Raw genomic sequence first — 19,624 nt, 5'->3', positions numbered from 1 at the left:
TTCTTACGATGTCATTTTAAAAATTTTATTCTCATAAAGTTATATTTTTTTCTCTAAAACACCCACTTGCCAAGGGGCTGATTTTAGGCAGTATTTTTTTACAAAATAAGAGGAGGTGCGTCATTGCGACGCACCTCCTCAAATATAGCCTGCCTGTTTGTCAGGCTTGGCACAAGGCTTTAATTGCGAAACACCAAGCCGTTGCCGTTGGCGTCTATCACTATGGGCTTCTCACGATTGACCTCCTCTGCGAGGATTTTCTTAGACAACTCGTTGAGCATGTGCTCTTGGATGGCGCGCTTCACTGGGCGTGCGCCAAACTCGGGGTCATAGCCCACGTTGGCCAACCAATCTACCGCTTGGTCTGTCCATTCTATGTTAAAGCCCTGCGGCTCGAGCATCTTGCGAACGCGTTGCAGTTGCAAGGTCACTACCTTGGCTATCTCTTGTTTGGTGAGAGGCAAGAACATGATGATGTCGTCAATACGGTTCAAGAATTCCGGCCGGATGGTCTTTCTGAGCATCTCCATCACCTTGTCGCGCGTGTCGCTGATTACCTCGTGGCGGTTGTGGTCGTCGAGGGCAGAGAAACGCTCTTGTATGTACTGGCTTCCGAGATTGGAGGTCATGATGATGATGGTGTTCTTGAAGTTGACCGTGCGCCCCTTGTTGTCGGTAAGACGACCGTCGTCAAGCACCTGCAACAATGTGTTGAACACGTCGGGGTGCGCCTTCTCGATCTCGTCAAACAGTACTACGCTGTATGGCTTACGTCTCACGGCCTCCGTGAGCTGGCCACCCTCGTCGTAGCCGACATACCCCGGAGGCGCGCCGATGAGTCGGGACACGCTGAATTTCTCTTGGTACTCGCTCATGTCAATACGCGTCATCATATTCTCGTCGTTGAAGAGGTATTCCGCCAAGGCCTTGGCCAATTCGGTCTTACCGGTACCCGTTGTTCCGAGAAAGATGAAAGAGGCGATGGGTTTCTTGGGATCTTGCAGGCCGGCGCGACTTCGACGCACAGCATCCGACACAGCTTTGATAGCCTCGTCTTGGCCTATGACACGCTTGTGCAATTCCTCTTCCAAATGCAACAATTTATCTCGCTCGCTTTGCAACATCCTTGTCACCGGAATTCCGGTCCATCGGCTCACTACCTCGGCTATGTCATCGGTGGTCACTTCCTCTCGCACCATGCCATCGCCGCCTTGCGTGTTCTTGAGCTGTTGCTGTATATTGTTGATGTCATCTTGTAGCTGTTGCAGCTTGCCATAGCGTATTTCGGCCACCCGTTCATAGTTGCCTTCGCGTTCGGCGCGTTCCGCCTCAAACTTGAGTTGTTCCATCTCTTGTTTGTCTTGCTGTATCTTGTTGACAAGACTACGCTCGGCTTCCCATTTGGCACGGTATTGGTGCTCCTGCTCTTTGAGCTCGGCTATGTCCTTGTCCAATAGCTTAATCTTGTCCTCATCGTTCTCTCGTTTGATGGCCTCGCGCTCAATCTCCAATTGTTTCAATCGGCGGGATATCTCGTCAAGTTCCTCGGGGACGGAGTCTCGTTCCATGCGCAGCTTAGCGGCAGCCTCGTCCATGAGGTCGATGGCCTTGTCGGGGAGGAACCTGTCGGAGATATAGCGCTCCGAAAGCTGTACGGCAGCGATGCAGGCATCGTCCTGAATACGCACCTTATGGTGGTTCTCGTAGCGCTCCTTGAGCCCTCGCAGGATGGAAATGGCGTCCAACTCGTCTGGTTCTTCGACCATCACGGTTTGGAAACGACGCTCAAGAGCCGCGTCTTTCTCAAAGTATTTCTGGTACTCGTTGAGTGTGGTTGCTCCGATGGCGCGTAGCTCGCCGCGAGCCAACGCGGGTTTCAAGATGTTGGCAGCGTCCATGGCTCCCTCGCCGCCACCTGCCCCAACGAGCGTGTGAATCTCATCTATGAACAATATGATATTGCCGTTAGCACTCGTTACCTCCTTGATAACGCTTTTCAGACGTTCCTCAAACTCGCCCTTGTATTTAGCCCCTGCTACCAAAGCTCCCATGTCCAACGAATATAGTTGCTTATTTTTCAGGTTCTCGGGCACGTCGCCACGCACGATGCGTTGCGCCAATCCTTCCACGATGGCGGTTTTGCCTGTACCCGGCTCGCCTATTAATATAGGGTTGTTCTTGGTACGTCTCGACAATATTTGTAGCACGCGGCGTATCTCTTCGTCGCGCCCTATCACGGGGTCAAGCTTGCCTTTGCGGGCCTCGTCCACCAAGTTTTTGGCGTATTTGGACAAGGCTTGAAAGTTCTCGTCGCCACTTTGGCCTTGCACATTTTGGCCTTGGCGCAACTCTTCGATAGCCTTTCTCATGTTATCCTCTGTGCATCCGGCGTCTTTCAGAATGTGGGCTACGGTAGAGTTAACTTGAAGCAGAGCTAAGAGTATAGGTTCTACAGACACAAATTCGTCTCCCATTTTCTGCGAAATGCCTATGGCACGCTGCAACACCGAATTGGTGTCGTTAGAGAAATAGGGCTGCCCACCTTCCACACGGGGCAGTCGGCGTAATTCTTGTTGAACCAATTTTTCAATTTGTGATGTGTTAACGCCTAATTTTTGGAATACGAAATTTGTGACATCCCTACTTTTTTGTATGATGCCTTGCAATAGGTGTGTTGGCTCGATCACCTGCTGTTGAGCCTCTTGCGCTATGTTGACAGCCTCTTGTACTGCCTCTTGCGCCTTGATAGTGAATTTGTCAAATGTCATGTTTGTCTCCTTTCTATATTTTCTTTTTTATGTTTTCTAATGGTGTGATATATTTTTATTTCAACTGTATAAAGTCAAATGGCGTGCCCATTCAATAAAAATGACAAAATGACAGAATATTATTTGCCCTATGTTTAGATGCGTGAAATGTGTGTTTCACCACTCAAACATAGGGCAATGCGGTGTTATGAAGAACGTAAAAAAGTTGCTCGTTTTGATTTAATCATGCCTCAGGATAGCCTCTTTGCACTCTTCCATCAGCCATTTTGGCGTACTGGTGGCGCCGCAAATGCCAATGGTGCTTACCCCTTTAAACCAGTCAAAGTCTATCTCCTCAGCGCTTTCTATCTGATAACTGTTGGGGTTGACGCTCCGACATTCGTGGAAAAGCACCTTGCCATTGGAGCTTTTGCGGCCACTTACGAATAGGATGAGATCGTGTTTGGACGCAAACTCGGCTATGTTGGGCATGCGGTTAGCCACTTGACGGCATATCGTGTCGAAGCGCTCAAAGGTGGCATGGGGTGATATGTGTTGTTCTATGTATGCAATAATATGGTGGAATTCGTCAAGGCTTTTGGTGGTTTGGGAATATAGATAGACGCTACGATTGAAGTCGAGTCGCTTTACGTCCTCAATGTTTTCCACCACGATGGCGTTGGAATGAGTTTGCCCGACAAGACCAAGTACCTCTGCATGCCCGTTTTTTCCGAAGATAACAATCTGTGAATCTGGGTTGTCAACAAACTTTCTCTTTATTCTTCGCTGTAAGGCTAACACCACGGGACATGTTGCGTCGATAATCTCTATATTGTTTTTGCGTGCCAGTTCGTAGGTCTCGGGTGGCTCTCCGTGCGCCCTGAGCAGCACTTTCGCATTGCGCAACTGCCTTAATTGCTCATGATTGATTGTGATTAGGCCTTGTCGATGCAACCTGTTCACTTCCATGCTGTTGTGCACAATGTCGCCCAAACAATATAGGGTTTTGCCGCCTGCAAGCTCTTCTTCAGCCTTCTTGATGGCCGTTGTTACGCCAAAACAGAACCCGCTGCCACTGTCAATTTCTATTTTTACATTCATATTAGGGTATGGATGTTGCCAATTTATGATGTTAAAGATGTGTATATGGCATGCTGTTATCGCATGGTTGAATTATGAATCGGTGTTTGGCGAAGTAAGTTCTCCACTTCTTTGGTAGTCTTTAATCCGTCCGGCTTCTTGTTTTTTACATTTCAACATTGATGTTGATGACTATCTTAGTGTTCTCCGGGTCGTTGGTAATCATTAGTATACGTGGTTTGGAACGTGCCATTTTCAACTCGTTGGCCATCGCGGTTATTTTGAGTTTGGCTTTTTCACCGGGTTCGATTTCTGTTTTGTTGAGCGATACTTCCAATCCCATGGTGAACATTTGAAGGCTGTTTATCTTGAGCGTGGTTCGTCCTTGGTTGGTGATTTCGATTTCGCCTTTCTTCTTAGCCTTGCCTTTAAAACTGCCCAACTCAAGGCTTCCTGCGGACAATCTCAACTTGGGCGCATAGATTCGAGTGGAGTCTGTCATTCCTTTGAAGCCCGGAAGAAGTACGGTCGAGATTGATATTTCTTTTTTGGGAGATACGGTGTCGCCGAGAAATGAGCCTAAATATACAGAAGTTTGAGTTAAGCCCAAGTCTCGAATGCGGTGTGAGTCGAGTGTCAAGATGGCCGTGGCACTGTGCCCAGGGGCTATTTTCGAGGGTGAAATGTTAGCTTTTAGATAGTCGGGAAGATGCATCACAACTGGCTCGGCGACAGTGGAGCCAATGTTTTTGATGTGTATCACTTGGGTAGGTTGGTCACCGCGATTTACATTATCAAATTCTATGTTATTCACGTCGACCTTTAATTTGCCCATTTGAAACGTGTATTGGCCTTCAAATTTGATAATCTTTGAGACGACAACGCCACGTACAGACAGTGTCAAAGGATTTTGGGTGGCGTTGCTGTATATGCCAATTTGTTTGTCGAACCGGCCCATTTGTTTGGCGTCGTAGGTGGCTGCGACCACGAATTTCGCGCCGGGGGCGATGGGGGTTTTCGGATATTGGGCTTGCGTGCAGCCACAACTGGTCTGTACATTGGTTATAACCAATGGCTGACCGCCACTGTTTCTCATTTCAAACTCGGCTCTCACAGGCGATTTGAAAACTACTTGCCCACAGTCTATTGTCTTGTTTGCTATTGTAATCTCTTGTGCTTTAGCTTCGCAGCAAATTAATGCGATAAGAGATATTCCTATTATTTTTTTATTCATCATTTGTTAATAATCGTTTGTAGCGACCCTATTATTGATGCTTTATCGGGTCACATGCAATTCTTTTGCTCCCTCCCTGCCAGAATATTCAGGGCTATAGGCGCATTGCGCGGTGCATATTCCAGTGGTGTAGTCACCCTCGCGGTCCACGTAATAATCGGTCTCGACAATATGTTTCCCTTTGGCGAGACAGTCAAAATAATAGTTGGTCACGTTATCTTGCGGCGCGAGGTAGTAGCCCCAGTGATAGCCACTGAGCTGCTCCGCTGGTTCCAAGCAAGCCGCGCGCTTGTCTTGTACCTGAACAAAGTCATAGTCTCGGTCGGCCGTGATGGTGATGCGCACCCTCACTTTGTCGCCCACTTTCAGTCGGTTGGTTATTTTCTTGCCGTCTGTCGAGCATATCTCACGCTTGACTATAAGTCCAGATGATGCAGCCTTTACATCCGAAGCCTTCTGCCAATACTGTGCGTAGAGTGCCCCCCAAGATGTGCCTTGGCTTGTTTTTTCGGCCGTAAACGTGCTTGCCTTGTTGCCTTTTACCGTTGTTTTTACATATCCAAGCCCTGCCGTTGCCTGAGGTGTTTTGAGAGCTTGTCCATTTATTTTCAGTGTTGTTGGTATGCCAGAGGCAAGCTTGCTCATGTCGATCCCACCCTCATTGTTACCCATAAAAGCGTAAACGGCGTTCACCGCGTTGATGGGTGTGTCCCATCCGGTGGTGCGTTTCTCTTGCAATAGCCACCGCTGCATCTCTTCAATGGTCTTGGTGTCGGTCGGATTGAGGCGTTTTATGGCTTCGATTGCAAACGTCTGTGTGGGTATTTTGTAATCAAACCAACTGTAAAAGGCTTTGTGAGTGTCAAAATATCTGCCCATCTCCGCTTTGTAAACGGAGTACTCGTTGATGCTTTGCAGATATTCCTTGGCTCGCCGCTCCTTGCCATATTGAGACAGGATAACGGCGCAACCAGCCTTTCCATAGATGGTGAGTTCGGTGGGCATCTTTTCCAACAAAGCCACCAAATAGTTCATGTCTTGACTTTCCGGGCGTTTGGCCAATGCGCATGTGTACAGATAATTGCATGCCAGCTCGCTTGGAGAAAGATGCTTCTGCCCTTTCTTCTCAGCCTTCTTCAGCTCTCTCGTTTCCTCGGCGATACGCCTGTCAAGGTATCCAAACGCTTGGTTGAGCATGTTCGTGCGCACGTATTTTGTGCCAATCATGGCATCCAAACGTGTCAATATTTGTGCTACGCTCATTGTTATATAAGAGCTTCCGGCCATGCCCGGCCACCAACTGAACGAGCCATCGCTGTTCTGGAGGGCTTGCAGCTTGGTGGTGAAATTGTTGACGCGATAACCAATGGTCGTCTCGTCCAAGAAGTTGATAAGCTGTTGTTTCTGTTCAGCTTCCCTCTCGGCGTTGGCAACCCACGGTGTTTCGGAGAGTACCATTGTCTTTAGCTCTTGATTTTTCTGCAAACTGCTCATCAGCGAAGTTTCTTCTCGCGTTTCCTTTTTCCACATTTCGACAGTCCGCTTAATTTTTGGCGATGAATTAAGAAGGCTCTGTCCTATGCTGTTGGCATAGATGGCGGTGACCAACGATATAGCGTCCTTGTCGTAGGGACTGGCTATTGATGGCAACGCTTGCACCATGAGCCATGCCGGATGGTTGGTATATTCGATGGTAAGCTTGTTTTGGGCGTCGGCGTTGGGAAACAGTTTGCTCAAATCTATGGTTTTCGTGCCTGTGCCATTCTGTGTGAATGGAACCGTGGTAGTAACATATTCGCGATTGGGTAAGAGCGGCAAATAGTGCTGCTCGCCATCGCTAAAACCGTTGCCCTCCACCATGACACGAGCAATGAACAGATTGCAACCTTTGGCGTTTGCGGCCAAGCGGTCTGCGTCAACGTCAAAATAGACGGTCGTGGTCATGCCTCGGGCCACGTCGAATGCTTTTTCCCATTCTGCCACCACTGCCTCTGTCTCGGGGTCGAGAAGCTGAAAGCGTGCCATACCGTTGATGTTTTTCTCTGCGGTGTTATAGATGCGACCACTGATTTGAGCTTTGTCGCCCATGCGGATAAAACGTGGTAAGTTGGGCTGCACCATCACGTCTTTCTTTGCTACGGCTTCGGCTGATAACTGCTCATGGTTCATCTGCTTGTCGTGGGCGATACCCATGAAACGCCAAGTGGTGACGCTCTCTGGCAGTGTAAACTTGATGTTGACATTGCCTTGACTGTCGGCCATGAGCGTTGGGAAGAAGAACGCTGTCTCGTTGAGGTTTTCGCGCGGTTGCTGGGTGGCATTGCCCTGCTTGTTTCCGCTATCCATCCCGGTGGCTTGATTGTTTGGGGCGTTGTCGAGGGCTGACAATTCGGTCACTTCTTGGTACACGCTGTCAGCCGCATAGCCACCGCCAGTTTTCGCGACGGCCTCTGATTTGACCAATTCGTTTTTTGCGATCGAAATCCCCGCTCCCATGGCGCGTGTCCGCAAACCGTTGGAAGCCTGCGTAGCCATCGACTCGTAGAGCACGTAAGGAGGCGCGATGTAGAACATGCTCTTATAGTAATGGCTGAACGCAAGCATGCGCTCTGGCAGTCTCTTGTAATTGGCGAAGCCGTACAATCCTATGGCGTCGTTGCTGCCGCCGTGCCATTCTGTTTGTGGCAAAGAGAATTGATAGTGGGGCGAGAAATGCCATTGGTGCTTGACTATGCCGTCCAAACTCTTGTCGTACATGGTGGCGAGCAGCTGCGCTTGCGCAGGCTTGCCATCGGGCGTGAGTATTCGCAGTGTCCACTCCTCCTTTTGTCCGGGAGCCAGTCGGTCGCGGAAAGTCTTCCACGAGAGTTTGAGTTTGTTGTCGGGCTCTGGTCTAAGCAGCTGCACGGTATGCTTGAAGAGATGACCTCGTTTCACCCATGCCATATTTATCGTGATGCCATCGCCGTACGCTTCTTTGTAAACCATCTTCTTGGTGAGCACTTCGTTGTTGAGCACCGTGCGCCCTTCGTCGATGACGCGTCCTCCGCTCAGCACGGTATAGTATAGGTACACATCGCTATCAGAGCTGCCCACCTGTATGTACACGGGTTTACCGTCGGCGTGGAATCGATTGTCAGAGACGTAGAACCAGTGTGGGGTCTCTATCGCAGGCTTCTTGTCCTCATAAGAAAATATGATAAATTGTTTTTTCACGGTGTCATTGTCACATATCCCCGTGATAGTATGCTGTCCTGATGTCAATTTGCGAGCGATGGCGACGGGCTTGTTGGCGTCTGTCGTCTGCCATGGCTCGTTGTCAATTTTATAGCGCACTTTGCCCTCGATAACTTCGCCGGCGACGTTCCTGAGCGTGAAAGAGAAGTTGCGCAGGCTGTCTCTTAGCGTCTTGGAAGGTATGTCGCAATTTAAAATTTGCGTGCGATTGCTCAGTGGCAGCGATGTCGTGCCTTCGTGTGTCTCGCCCGAAAGGTCGGTCACTTTGGCGTTCGCCACCACATTATAATATAGTGGAAGCTCCATATTGACATTTGGGGGCAATGTCATTGGCATGTTCAAGTAGAAAGAACCATCATCGGCTGTCACGGTGGATTCTGTCAGCAGGTTGTCCGACCAGTTACCGTCGCTCCAGCGAGACCACATGCTCTTGTTGCGTTTCACGGTGTATTCCACCTTGGCTCCTTGCACTGGCACGCCGGCAAAGCTCTTTGCCACGCCGCGCACTTTTACTACGTCGCCTATTTGGTATGCTTTTTTATAAGGCTCAAATTCTATTTGATATGTTGGGCGTTTGTATTGTTCCACTTGCAACGAGGTCCCGGCGTACAGATCGCGGCCCTCCATCCTGATATAAAAAGTGCCGGTAAGCCCATTTGTCGGCAGCGTGAACATAGTGGAAGCTGTGCCAAAAGCGTCGGTCGTAACTTCTTTTTTGCCCACTTCTTTTCCATTGGCATCGCGCAAGGTTATAGTTAGCAGCTCATTGTCAAGGGCTTTGCTTGATACGCTTTTGCTGTCTATCTCCGTGGCGATAGCTACCGCGTGAACCTGCTGGCCAGGGCGGTATACACTACGGTCTGTATAAGCGTAAAGGTCTTTTCTTACCGATTTTTCGTCCCAATAAGAATAGTACGCGTCTATGTCAAAGTTGCCGCAGGCGCGGTCTTTGTCCGTAAAGACATATATTTTGTTGGGCATTCGTCCTTTGTAGGCATAGTTCACCTCGCCATTTTGGCCGCTCAATATGCTTACTTTGCTGTCTTTCCCATTGCCGTATGTGGCGTTTGTGGTCAGTTCTATATGCGCTCCTTCTATGGGCTTGCCTGTTGTCGCGTTCACCACGACAAACCGAATGTGGTCGTCTGGGCGGCCCTCACTCATCACGTAGAGGTCGCTCACGCGCAGCAAGGCACGTTGAGGCTTGATGCCCTTGTTGTCAGTGGAGGCCTCCATGAGATACACGCCTACGGGCATTCCCTCCAACAAGATGGAGTCACAGTTCTCTTTCCACGCCGGCTGGCCAATGTATCGCCGCGTAATCGACCGCTCAAAGGCTGGGACGATATGTTTTTGCAGCACCTTGTAGTCTTGGGCTTTATTAGGATTGAGCTTGGTTTTTCCGCTCACGTCCACTCGATATATTTTGACGTATAGCTCGTTGATGTTGCGTATGGAATTGACCAGCACCTTGCGCTTGACGTTTGGCAGCAGCATGCAGTCGCCTATGTTGATATTGAAAGATGGCCGCTCCAACTCGGCAAGAGCGTTGCGCAGAATGTTCATCCGTGGCCATGCGCCCCACTGGTTGAGCGCGTAGTTGATGTATTTGACACGTTCTTCGGCCGAGGCGTCAGGGCATTGGGCAAGGTAATCGTCATGCTCGATGGCCAATTCGCCAGCCATAGGCAGGTCGGCGTAAACCTTAATGAGCGAGTCTACTCGCTGAAGATATACAGATTTGTTGGCCACGGCAGTATAGTTGCCACGTTCCTGTCTCAGTTTGTAGCATGCCGTGATACATGCGGCGGGCCGGTTACCTGTTTTGCTATAATAATCGTGCAGGGTGGCATAGTCTTCGGCTTCCAAACCGATGACGTGCAGCAAGTCTTCGTTAAAGATGCGGCTGTCCACGCCTTTTACGATGGCCGGTTCGTATTCCTCGCTCTTATGCTGGGCCAAAAGGGCCGGATTTTGCATGGAAAGCGCAAACCAATGCTTGCTTTTGGCCACCGCACCATCTTCAAGGTGTCCTTGGTATATTTTGCCCAACGCCGACGCGTATACCGCTTGCAGCGTTTTGTCTTTGGTCGTGAGGGCTTTTCGCTCAAGTCTGGCTATCTCCACATCTAATGAGTCGGGTGCTATCTGTGTTTGAAGCGAGGAACGAAGAAGTTGGGCTTTCATCAGCTGGCCGTACGCTTTCTCACCCTCCGCTTTGGCGATAATTTTGTTCAGCCATAGAATTTGGGTTTTAGGCAAATCCTTTTTGGATGCATCGTCCACTTTCTTCCATAATGATGAGTAACTGTCCGCAAGGATATTCATGGGTATTGCTAATAAAATGATAAGATAGAATATCTTTTTCATAAGTTTTTTCTTTAAACAAACATTGCAAAGATAAGTATTTATATTGAAAGTTTGGAAATATACGCCAATGATTTATTATTTTTTACAACGCAATATTTCCACATCTATGTGTTGATAATCATGTTTTTGAAGCTCTTGTGGCGTAATCTTGCCGCTCGTTATGGGCATTTCCTTATTAAATGGTTCTGGTTGAGGGCGGTCAGTCGCACATGTGCAAAGGGTGGTATGCTGGTTGTTCTTCGTATATTGCCCTCATCGTTTTGTGACATTAATCTAATCTCAAACCTGCACGAAAAACAATGCTGAAAACTTCTGACAAATACCTCTCTGTATTCTGTCTATTTGTAAATCCTAATATGTTTTTTGAATATACGCTCTTATTTTGAGTTTTTCGCAACTGTCATTGCACCAGTAATTTATAGATATGGAGTGTGTCTTCGTGGTAAAAAAGTTTTCATTCGCCCATGTCATTAGGGCTTAATGCACTTGCCATTAGTGCCCATTCGTGCACCGATAAAGGTGTAATGACGTTTCGATTAAACCGTAAACGCATTGCGATTACGTTCTAATGGCAACTTGAATAGGCCTTTAACGCGGTTTGAGTGGTTTTCTTCGAGTGTGATTTTCTGAAAAAAAGGAGGCGTGGACATTTGTTTTCTTTCTATTATGAAGAATTTTAACGCTTAAAATTTGGTAAATAAGTTTGATATTTTTGGATATGCATTGCATTTTTTGCTCTTAGCGATGTGATGGAGTTTGAATGAGCGTTAAGCCATGTGTTCGTAGCTTTTTGTAGCGTGTTCTCGCATGCGTCGCAAACCCTATATTATAATTTATAATGTTGATTTTCAATTCTTTAATTTATAATTTGTAATATTAAAAAACATAAATAGTTTGGCTCGGTGAAACTTTTTTCGTACTTTTGCAGCCGATAAAAATAAGGATAACAACTGCTTTTTGTTTTAGTGGGGCTATTCGCTGAAGTATCACGGAACTGAGACTGTGGCTAAACTTTTTCTCATAAGCATAGTCGTGAAATCGGTTTGATTTCAGGTTCCATAAATTTCAAATTATGGAGAAATTACTAAAGACATTCATCTTAGGTGTAATGTTTTTCACTATTTTGCCTGTACAAGCAGGGAATGTTTTTGACAAAACGGGCAATTATTCAAAATTTGACTGGACAAAGGTTATAGAAGCCATTATTATGGTAGAGAGCGGAGGCAATCCGCGAGCTAAAAGTGGAAATTCGGTTGGGGCGATGCAAATCACGCCCATTTTGGTTGCCGACTGCAACAAGATCTTGAAAGGTAGGAATAGTAAGAAGCGTTATACCATGCGCGACAGGTACAGCGTTCAGAAATCTAAAGAGATGTTTCTCATATACCAGTCTAAATACAATCCGACTAACAGCATAGAGCGAGCCATTAGGTCGTGGAATGGTGGTCATAATTATAGTAAACGCAGAACGCAGCGTTATTTTGAAAAAGTGAAAGCTGTGATGAAACGTGGCAAGTAGCTTTCGAATATCTGGTTGAAGATGTCTCGTTCTGTCTGTTCAATGCTAATAGTCAGATGTTCGTATAGCCTTCGATGGTTTATTACATAACAGTGAGCCCAGCTAAAAGCTGGGCTCATGTCGTTTGAGAAATGGTGAGAAAGATCCTGTTTGTTAGCGTGTGGGCTGTTTTTCTCGTTTTGCGTTTTCGTCACAAGCGCGGCGAAATTGGCGCATGAGCCATTCGTTCTGCTCGTCGATGGTGATATGGCTGTTGTCAAGCTCTATCGCGTCAGCGGCTTTTCTCAGTGGCGACACTTCGCGGTGCGTGTCTATATAGTCGCGTTCTTGCACGTTTTTCAATATCTCGTCATAATTGGCGGGCAGGCCTTTGCCCTTTAGTTCGTCGTAGCGTCGGCGCGCGCGCACGTCGGCAGTGGCCGTGACAAATATCTTAAGCTCGGCGTCTGGAAATACCACGGTGCCAATGTCTCGTCCGTCCATCACCACGCCTTTGTCTTTTCCCATCTGCTGTTGGCGCTCCACCATGGCCGCCCGGACAAATGGTATGGCGGCGATGGGGCTGACATGGCCGCTCACTTCCATGTTTCGTATCTCGGTTTCAACCAGTTCGTCGTTTAGAAAAGTATCTGGGCGACCAGTCTCTCTGTTGAGTTTGAACGAGATATGAATGTTTGGCATGAGGCTTTGCAGGCGGTCTGTCTTCACGGTGCCGTCCGCATTGAAAAGTGAGTGGCGCATGGCGAAAAGCGTAACGGCACGATACATGGCCCCCGTGTCAACATATACGTATCCTATTTTTTGCGCAAGGTCTTTGGCCATCGTGCTTTTTCCGCATGAAGAAAAGCCGTCGATGGCTATTGTAATCTTTTTCATGATTGTGGTGGTGATGGTAGTGTGTTAATAATAAATATAGATATGTGAACGTCGTGTGGCATTAGACTACAATGCGTAAGCCGCGTTGACCGTAATACTTGAGCTTGAAACGTGGTATTTGGCGTAAGCCACGTTGAGTTTGAAACGCTCCAAGTTCAGTCCTGTGCCAATGGACAAGCCCGCCCTGCCGTTGGCGTGGCTGCCATCGGCAGATATAATTCTCATCTCTCTCGCGCGTCTGAAGTTGTATCCTCCGCCTATCCAGAATGTCTCTGTGAGCAGGAAGTCTGCCCCAAGCACGAGGTGGTCAGCCATGCTGTAGTCCAAATGGTTGAGGTCCACGATCGTGGCAGAGATACGAAGAGGTATGCTGTGCAAACGCTTGGTGGCGCCTAATTGCATGTCTATAGGCATTTTGTCGTAGTTGTCATGGTATGCCTCCAGTTGTCCGCCAATATTTTTCAGCACAAGAGATACTGACCACTCGGTGTCTGGGTGGTAATAGTTTAGGCCGAGGTCAACGCCAAAAGCCAAAGAGTTGTATGGCCCGATATATGACGTGATGAGTTTGGCGGCGATGCCTCCGGCGATGTGTCGTCCCAACATGTAGGAGAAATATCCCGCCACGGCGATTTCGCGGGCAGAGAAATCTCCGGTTTGTACATTGTTCTCGTCCACTTCTTTCATTTTGCCATAATCCATATATTGTGCGGAGACCGCCCACGACGCTCGCTCTTTGACCACCCGGTTGAAAGCGGCGCTGGCCGTATTGACACCCGACATATAGTTCATGTAGTTGAGGTTGATGGTCTTGTCGCTCACCGATGACAGCAGGGCCGGATTGTGAAAGATAAGTGCCTCGTCGTCCTCGGCAAGGCTCACATTGTCGCCCCCCAGCGCGGCGGCGTGGGCACTCACGGGAAGTCGCAGAAAGTTGTATGCGGTTTGACTTTCGTTTTGCGCCTCGGCATGAATGGCAAAAATCGTTAAGAGAAAAGCAAAAAGGGCTTTTTTCATTTATTTTTTCTAATTATTCGACAAAGGTACTCCTTTTATCAGGATTTGCATTAAATTTGCAAAGCATTTTGATAATTAAACGTTATCGGGCAAAGATTATTGTAACATGGAAACCAAGAAAGTAGAATCGGCCGATTTGGAACGATACCGCGTGGGAGGATTTCTGCTCGGCCTGATAGTGGCTTTGGCCTTGACGCTTGCTGGTTTGGAGTTTTCCACTCGTCCGGCCAATTACGATGACGCGGACAATATGCTTGATAATTTGGCGGAAGACATGGAACTGTTACCTGCCATGAATACCCATGACATGATATCCGCCGCGCCGGCGCCAGCGCGGAAAGCCATCACGGAGAACGTGAAAGAGACTTCGACGCCTGTAGAGACTATGCCTAACGTGTCAGCCTCTACGCCTCTTGCGGTGGATGGTGATGGGTCCGGGGCGATTGGCGAGGCAGAAGTGACACAGGCGTTGCCACAGACGGATGTGGACAATGGCGACGACGTGTCGCGCGTGGTGGAGCAGTTGCCCGAGTTTCCGGGGGGCATGGTGGAGTTTATGAAATGGCTTACGCGTAACTTGCGTTACCCTTCTGCTGCGCAACAGCAGAAAATAGAGGGTAGGGTTGTGGTGACATTCATCGTGAACAAAGACGGTACCATCGCCAATCCCAAGGTAGACAAGCCTGTCAATCCGTTGATAGACGGCGAGGCTCTGCGTGTCATCAAGATGATGCCAGCGTGGAAACCTGGCCGCAATGGCAACAAACCCTGCCGCACGATGGTGGCCATCCCCATCAATTTCAAATTGTAAACACAAGTCTTCGAATATAAACAACAAAGAAAATAGCCATGATTCAATCTGCTGAAAAAATAATGCGATGGGTAAACGAGTATATTGAGCAACTGTCTGTAGACAGAAAGCCCGACACGCTCTATGCTCCCGTGAACTATGTGCTCTCAATGGGTGGCAAGCGCATCAGGCCCACTTTGATGCTGTTGGGATACAATCTCTTCAGGGACGATCCCGAAAATATACTGTCGCAGGCCGTAGGCTTGGAAACCTATCACAATTACACGCTCTTGCACGATGATCTCATGGACAACGCCGACCTGCGTAGAGGGCATGAGACTGTGCATAAAAAATGGAACAACAACCAAGCTATCCTGTCGGGAGACTCTATGCTCGTGTTGGCTTTTCAGCGTATTGCCAATTGCGCCGAGGACAAGCTCAAACTGGTTTTGGATATTTTTACAGAGACCGCTTTGGAGATAGGCGAGGGGCAGCAGTATGACATTGATTTTGAAACACGAAATGACGTGAGCGAGGAAGAGTACATAGAGATGATCCGTCTCAAGACAAGCGTGCTCTTGGCATGTGCTCTCAAGATGGGGGCTGTGCTCGCGGAGGCGCCCGAACGTGATGCCGACAATCTCTATAAATTTGGCGAGCAGATAGGTCTGGCGTTCCAATTGCAAGACGACTACCTTGATGTGTATGGCGATAGCAAGGTTTTTGGCAAGGCCATCGGGGGAGATATCGTGTCAAACAAGAAGACATACATGCTTATAAATGCCTTTAATCGCGCCAATGACATGCAGCGCAAGGAGCTGGCCAGATGGGTTGGCATGGAATGTTTTGACCGCGACGAGAAGGTCAACGCGATGACAACCTTATATAACGAGATAGGGATAGACGAGCTGGCACGTCAGAAAATACACTATTATTTTGAGCGAAGCAAGCGTTATCTTGACGCTGTGACAGTGGCGGATGACCGCAAGCGCGAGCTGCGCGCATACGCAGAGGCAATGGTTGAAAGGAAATATTAGGATGCAAGAGTTACCAAAATACGTGGACACGCACGCTCATCTTGATGGTGAGGAGTTTAAAGATGACTTGCCCGAAGTCATTGAGCGGGCCAAAGCGGCTCGTGTGGGTGCGATATTTTTGCCAGCTATCAATCGTCAATCTATTATGTCGGTGCGGACGGTGTGTAGCCATTATCCCGGCTATTGCTTTCCGATGATAGGCTTGCAGCCTGAGGAGGTGGGCTCCGATTGGGCGGATGTACTTGCCGATATGCGCAATGCGCTTGAGGACAACCTGCGTGAGGAGGCATCGACACCTCTGAGATATATCGCGGTGGGCGAGTGTGGGCTGGATTTTTATTGGTCAAGGGAATTTGAGAAAGAACAACTTGCGGCCTTCGAGGAGCAGGTGAGGTGGGCTGTGGAATATCAATTGCCTTTGATGATACATTGCCGCAAGGCACAAAATGAGATGTTGCATGTGTTGAAACCATACGCCAAGGTGTTGCATGGTGGCGTATTCCATTGTTTCACAGGTAATGCCAAGGAGGCGGAAGACTTCTTGCGCATTGACAATTTTTGCCTTGGGATAGGCGGCGTGTCTACGTTCAAGAGCAGCCATTTGCGTGAGGACCTGCCCACCGCGGTGCCTTTGGAGCGTATCGTTTTAGAGACAGACAGCCCCTATATGGCTCCGGTGCCACATCGTGGAAAACGCAACGAAAGTGCGTTCTTGAAAGAGGTGTTGGAGGTGTTGGCCCAAAGTTATGGAGTTTCAACAAGCAATTTGGCCAAGATCACTAATGACAATGTGCGCCGGGTGTTTGGAATTAATCTTTAAAGAAGCTTAAAATTACATGGCGCGACTTCGTAAATCGGGCAAAATGTAATACTTTTGCACTCGCAATTAACGATTGCGCTTTCTATTATTCAGAAGGAGAGATGCTCGAGTGGCTGAAGAGGCACGCCTGGAAAGCGTGTAAACGGCGAAACCGTTTCCGGGGTTCGAATCCCCGTCTCTCCGCTGGATAGGTTTTATACTTGTTGTAGATTTAATCGCGTTAAGAGATGAAAGTTTTGTTTGTGCGTCTCGTATTTTCCTTTATTCTGTTTTTTTGTCTTGGCAATTCGTATGGTCAAAATGTGGTAAGCAGTAAGCATGGTCAGGCTATGTCCACCCCAACAGATGTGGATTCGGCTGCGAAGACTACGTCAGATGCGTCTGACGAGCTTGATAGTGCGACTGTTACTCAGATGCTTGGTGACGAATCGCATGGCGATGACAGTGCCTTGGAAGGTTCTGTGGAGCAAGTCGGCTTTCACAAGGCTTTGAAAACAAAATTTATAGAAGGTAACGCGGGCTTTATGTCCTTGGTCGCTTTGGCGTTGGTGTTGGGTTTGGCATTTTGCATAGAGCGTATCATTTATCTGAGTTTGTCGGAGATTAACGCCAAGAAGTTTATGGCAGATTTGGATGATAAGATAATGCGTGATGACATAGAGGGGGCAAAAAAGCAGTGCCGCGAAACTCGGGGGCCAGTCGCGTCGATATGTTACCAAGGATTGGAACGATTGGATGAGAGTATTGACAACATAGAGCGGTCTGTCACAAGCTATGGATCGGTGCAGAGCGCGAACCTTGAAAAGGGTTGCTCGTGGATCACTTTGTTCATCGCCATGGCTCCATCGTTGGGTTTTTTGGGTACGGTTATTGGCATGGTGATGGCTTTCGACCAAATTCAAATGGCTGGCGACATTAGTCCGACAATCGTGGCTTCTGGCATGAAAGTGGCATTAATCACGACGATTTTTGGAATTATCGTGGCGCTCATATTGATGATTTTTTATAACTATATCCTGTCAAAGATAGAGCATTTAACATCGCAGATGGAAGAGTCTGCCATTAGTCTGCTTGACTCTGTGATGAAATATAAGTTGAAAAACGAATGATGGGTAAGATTAAAAATTGGAAAAGGTGGCCTGTCGAGAGGCTGTCCATGAGCGTATTTTATACGCTTGTGGCTTTGAGCGTCTTGATTTATGCGTTGCTTTGGTTTGTAGGCTATAGTCGTCCATTCGATGAAAACCCAAACTTCAACGCTCCTTTATTTACCAATGCGCTTATCGGCTGGGTATATTTGCTTGTCATTGGAACTGTCGGCATGGTTGCATGGACAGTTTTTCGTACCTTGAAAGTTAGGGGAAAGAGCGATTCCTACGATAACAACATACCAATCAAGAAAATAGGTTATGGTGTGGTTTTTGGCGTGATGGCATTGCTTGCGTTAAGCTTTCTGGTTGGATCTTCTACAGAAATGCTGATTAATGGCACTCGTTATACCACTTTTTTTTGGTTGAAAGTATCTGATATGTTCATCTATACATCATTGGTTTTAATGGTGATAGCTATCGCGATGGTGGTCTACGGCTCTACAAAATACATTCGAAAGAAATGAGATTTTACCGTCGTCGACATAGCGTTCCAGAGCTCAACACGACCTCAACGGCTGACATTTCCTTTATGTTGTTGATCTTCTTTCTTGTCACTACTAATATGGGTATGGACAAGGGGCTGTCTCGACAGTTACCGCCGGCAGACAAACAAGAGCGGCAAGAGTCGTTTGTCGCTAAAGGTACGATGATGGTTTTGCGTATTGACGAAAACGGCAAACTGTTTGTTGATGGGCGCGTTTTGCCTGTCAACAAGTTGCGAATGTGTGTGGAAGACTTTATCAAAAGGATGGGGAAAAGGCATCTTATCAAAATAGACGTGGCCCCGGAGGCAAGTTATGATGCCTATTTTCAATTGCAAAACGAGTTGGTGACGGCCTATAAGAATTGGCGAAACAGTGCGGCTAAAAGGACTTTCAAAAAAGACTTTGACGTGCTGCTGCCCAAGCAACGAGATGTGATAATGGCCCAATGTCCACAGCGTATAGCCGAACAGTACAATGGAACGATGGCCAATCATTTCGCGGACGGGCAGGAAGGAGGCGAGCCATGAGCATGTTTCGCCACCGTGACCGACAAGTGCCGGGGCTCAACACGGCCTCTTTGCCAGATCTTATATTTACGGTTCTTTTCTTTTTTATGATTGTTACGCACATGCAAAAGGTGGCAGTCAAGGTTCAATACAGGTTGCCACAGGGTACGGAGCTTACGCGTTTGACCAAGAAGACGGCTGTCACCTATATATATATAGGCCGACCGGCTGTAGGGACAAAGTTGGCGAAAGACGGTAAAACCTATATTCAGATAAATGATAGGTTTGTTAATGCTGACGATGTCGCGGACTATGTGTCAGCTGATCAGGCTCGAATGCTTCCTGAAGACCGTGAGATAATGACCGTCTCCATTAAGGCAGATCGCGACACACACATGGGAATTATAACTGATGTAAAGCAAGCTTTAAGAAAGGCTAAGGCCACACGCATTACCTATTCGGCTGAGAAAAGAAAAAAATAATTACGTTGTTTATTGTCGTAGTAGCTATAAACAGAACGTTTTTAATTGCGAGAATAGTTAATTTTCATAACTTTTTACAATTAAAAAGTGCAAAATAAACATGATTATTCCATTTCCTTTGTAACTTTGGGGAAAAATGAAGATACAATATGGCACGTCACAATTTAGATTCGTTAGATAGTCGACCCTCAAAAAGGCGACATCGCATTTTTCATATAGACCTGCGTGATGATTTGGTATTGAAAATTTAAGTTCAGCCTCCCACAGCACCAC

At 47.7% G+C, this 19,624-nt stretch carries 14 protein-coding genes and 1 tRNA gene; 9 read left to right on the top strand and 6 right to left on the bottom strand.

Features of this window, described 5'->3' with window-relative positions; all coding sequences use genetic code 11:
• Positions 1–179: 179 nt before the first annotated feature.
• From clpB to C7379_RS08200, 4 genes are all read right to left on the bottom strand, one after another.
• The gene (clpB, locus tag C7379_RS08215; RefSeq protein WP_116616875.1) at positions 180–2,768 is read right to left on the bottom strand and encodes an ATP-dependent chaperone ClpB; all 2,589 of its coding nucleotides are present in this window, start codon (positions 2,766–2,768) and stop codon (positions 180–182) included.
• Between the two features lie 219 nt (positions 2,769–2,987).
• Positions 2,988–3,848 carry a 4-hydroxy-3-methylbut-2-enyl diphosphate reductase gene (locus C7379_RS08210; protein WP_116616874.1) on the bottom strand — a complete coding sequence of 287 codons (861 nt, stop codon included), beginning with the start codon at positions 3,846–3,848 and terminating at the stop codon, positions 2,988–2,990.
• Positions 3,849–3,993: 145 nt separating this feature from the next.
• Entirely contained in the window at positions 3,994–5,061 is a 1,068-nt protein-coding gene (locus C7379_RS08205; protein ID WP_116616923.1) for a DUF1573 domain-containing protein, read from the bottom strand.
• A 42-nt stretch (positions 5,062–5,103) separates the two neighbouring features.
• Positions 5,104–10,668, bottom strand: coding sequence for an alpha-2-macroglobulin family protein (locus C7379_RS08200; protein WP_116616873.1), 5,565 nt, complete (start codon positions 10,666–10,668; stop codon positions 5,104–5,106).
• Between the two features lie 1,108 nt (positions 10,669–11,776).
• On the opposite strand from C7379_RS08200, the gene C7379_RS08190 reads away from it, so the two are divergent.
• The gene (locus tag C7379_RS08190; RefSeq protein WP_473234643.1) at positions 11,777–12,187 is read left to right on the top strand and encodes a lytic transglycosylase domain-containing protein; all 411 of its coding nucleotides are present in this window, start codon (positions 11,777–11,779) and stop codon (positions 12,185–12,187) included.
• Positions 12,188–12,340: 153 nt separating this feature from the next.
• On the opposite strand, the gene cmk is transcribed toward C7379_RS08190, so the two are convergent.
• Positions 12,341–13,063: a (d)CMP kinase gene (cmk, locus tag C7379_RS08185; protein ID WP_116616870.1), complete on the bottom strand. Its 723-nt coding sequence runs from the start codon at positions 13,061–13,063 to the stop codon at positions 12,341–12,343.
• 66 nt (positions 13,064–13,129) lie between these two features.
• The gene (porQ, locus tag C7379_RS08180; RefSeq protein ID WP_116616869.1) at positions 13,130–14,080 is read right to left on the bottom strand and encodes a type IX secretion system protein PorQ; all 951 of its coding nucleotides are present in this window, start codon (positions 14,078–14,080) and stop codon (positions 13,130–13,132) included.
• Between the two features lie 106 nt (positions 14,081–14,186).
• Between porQ and C7379_RS08175 the strand changes: the two genes are divergently transcribed.
• The 8 genes from C7379_RS08175 to C7379_RS08140 all read left to right on the top strand — a co-directional run bounded on the left by C7379_RS08175 (position 14,187) and on the right by C7379_RS08140 (position 19,351).
• Complete coding sequence (locus C7379_RS08175) at positions 14,187–14,891, top strand: energy transducer TonB (protein ID WP_116616868.1); 705 nt, start codon at positions 14,187–14,189, stop codon at positions 14,889–14,891.
• 38 nt (positions 14,892–14,929) lie between these two features.
• Entirely contained in the window at positions 14,930–15,907 is a 978-nt protein-coding gene (locus tag C7379_RS08170) for a polyprenyl synthetase family protein (RefSeq protein ID WP_116616867.1), read from the top strand.
• A 1-nt stretch (position 15,908) separates the two neighbouring features.
• Positions 15,909–16,727: a TatD family hydrolase gene (locus tag C7379_RS08165; protein ID WP_116616866.1), complete on the top strand. Its 819-nt coding sequence runs from the start codon at positions 15,909–15,911 to the stop codon at positions 16,725–16,727.
• Between the two features lie 95 nt (positions 16,728–16,822).
• Positions 16,823–16,910 (top strand) — tRNA-Ser (locus C7379_RS08160).
• A 146-nt stretch (positions 16,911–17,056) separates the two neighbouring features.
• On the top strand, positions 17,057–17,836 hold the full coding sequence (locus tag C7379_RS08155; RefSeq protein WP_116616922.1) for a MotA/TolQ/ExbB proton channel family protein: 780 nt from the start codon (positions 17,057–17,059) through the stop codon (positions 17,834–17,836).
• Positions 17,833–18,342: a hypothetical protein gene (locus C7379_RS08150; RefSeq protein WP_116616865.1), complete on the top strand. Its 510-nt coding sequence runs from the start codon at positions 17,833–17,835 to the stop codon at positions 18,340–18,342. The genes C7379_RS08155 and C7379_RS08150 overlap by 4 nt, the downstream gene beginning before the upstream one ends.
• Entirely contained in the window at positions 18,339–18,890 is a 552-nt protein-coding gene (locus C7379_RS08145; RefSeq protein ID WP_116616864.1) for an ExbD/TolR family protein, read from the top strand. The genes C7379_RS08150 and C7379_RS08145 overlap by 4 nt, the downstream gene beginning before the upstream one ends.
• Positions 18,887–19,351 (top strand): ExbD/TolR family protein, encoded by a 465-nt coding sequence (locus tag C7379_RS08140; RefSeq protein WP_116616863.1) that lies wholly within the window; start codon positions 18,887–18,889, stop codon positions 19,349–19,351. The genes C7379_RS08145 and C7379_RS08140 overlap by 4 nt, the downstream gene beginning before the upstream one ends.
• The last annotated feature ends 273 nt before the right edge of the window (positions 19,352–19,624 follow it).

Source organism: Hallella colorans (assembly GCF_003096815.1).
Classification (GTDB): Bacteria; Bacteroidota; Bacteroidia; order Bacteroidales; family Bacteroidaceae; genus Prevotella; species Prevotella colorans.
The sequence above is the reverse complement of the archived record's forward strand: the minus strand, read 5'-3'. Positions and strand labels throughout refer to the sequence as shown.

What these genes read in the sequence shown, in the direction of transcription:
- clpB (WP_116616875.1), bottom strand. Translation starts at nt 2,768, where the DNA reads ATGACATTTGACAAATTCACTATCAAGGCGCAAGAGGCAGTACAAGAG.
- C7379_RS08210 (WP_116616874.1), bottom strand. Translation starts at nt 3,848, where the DNA reads ATGAATGTAAAAATAGAAATTGACAGTGGCAGCGGGTTCTGTTTTGGC.
- C7379_RS08205 (WP_116616923.1), bottom strand. Translation starts at nt 5,061, where the DNA reads ATGAATAAAAAAATAATAGGAATATCTCTTATCGCATTAATTTGCTGC.
- C7379_RS08200 (WP_116616873.1), bottom strand. Translation starts at nt 10,668, where the DNA reads ATGAAAAAGATATTCTATCTTATCATTTTATTAGCAATACCCATGAAT.
- C7379_RS08190 (WP_473234643.1), top strand. Translation starts at nt 11,777, where the DNA reads ATGTTTTTCACTATTTTGCCTGTACAAGCAGGGAATGTTTTTGACAAA.
- cmk (WP_116616870.1), bottom strand. Translation starts at nt 13,063, where the DNA reads ATGAAAAAGATTACAATAGCCATCGACGGCTTTTCTTCATGCGGAAAA.
- porQ (WP_116616869.1), bottom strand. Translation starts at nt 14,080, where the DNA reads ATGAAAAAAGCCCTTTTTGCTTTTCTCTTAACGATTTTTGCCATTCAT.
- C7379_RS08175 (WP_116616868.1), top strand. Translation starts at nt 14,187, where the DNA reads ATGGAAACCAAGAAAGTAGAATCGGCCGATTTGGAACGATACCGCGTG.
- C7379_RS08170 (WP_116616867.1), top strand. Translation starts at nt 14,930, where the DNA reads ATGATTCAATCTGCTGAAAAAATAATGCGATGGGTAAACGAGTATATT.
- C7379_RS08165 (WP_116616866.1), top strand. Translation starts at nt 15,909, where the DNA reads ATGCAAGAGTTACCAAAATACGTGGACACGCACGCTCATCTTGATGGT.
- C7379_RS08155 (WP_116616922.1), top strand. Translation starts at nt 17,057, where the DNA reads ATGTCCACCCCAACAGATGTGGATTCGGCTGCGAAGACTACGTCAGAT.
- C7379_RS08150 (WP_116616865.1), top strand. Translation starts at nt 17,833, where the DNA reads ATGATGGGTAAGATTAAAAATTGGAAAAGGTGGCCTGTCGAGAGGCTG.
- C7379_RS08145 (WP_116616864.1), top strand. Translation starts at nt 18,339, where the DNA reads ATGAGATTTTACCGTCGTCGACATAGCGTTCCAGAGCTCAACACGACC.
- C7379_RS08140 (WP_116616863.1), top strand. Translation starts at nt 18,887, where the DNA reads ATGAGCATGTTTCGCCACCGTGACCGACAAGTGCCGGGGCTCAACACG.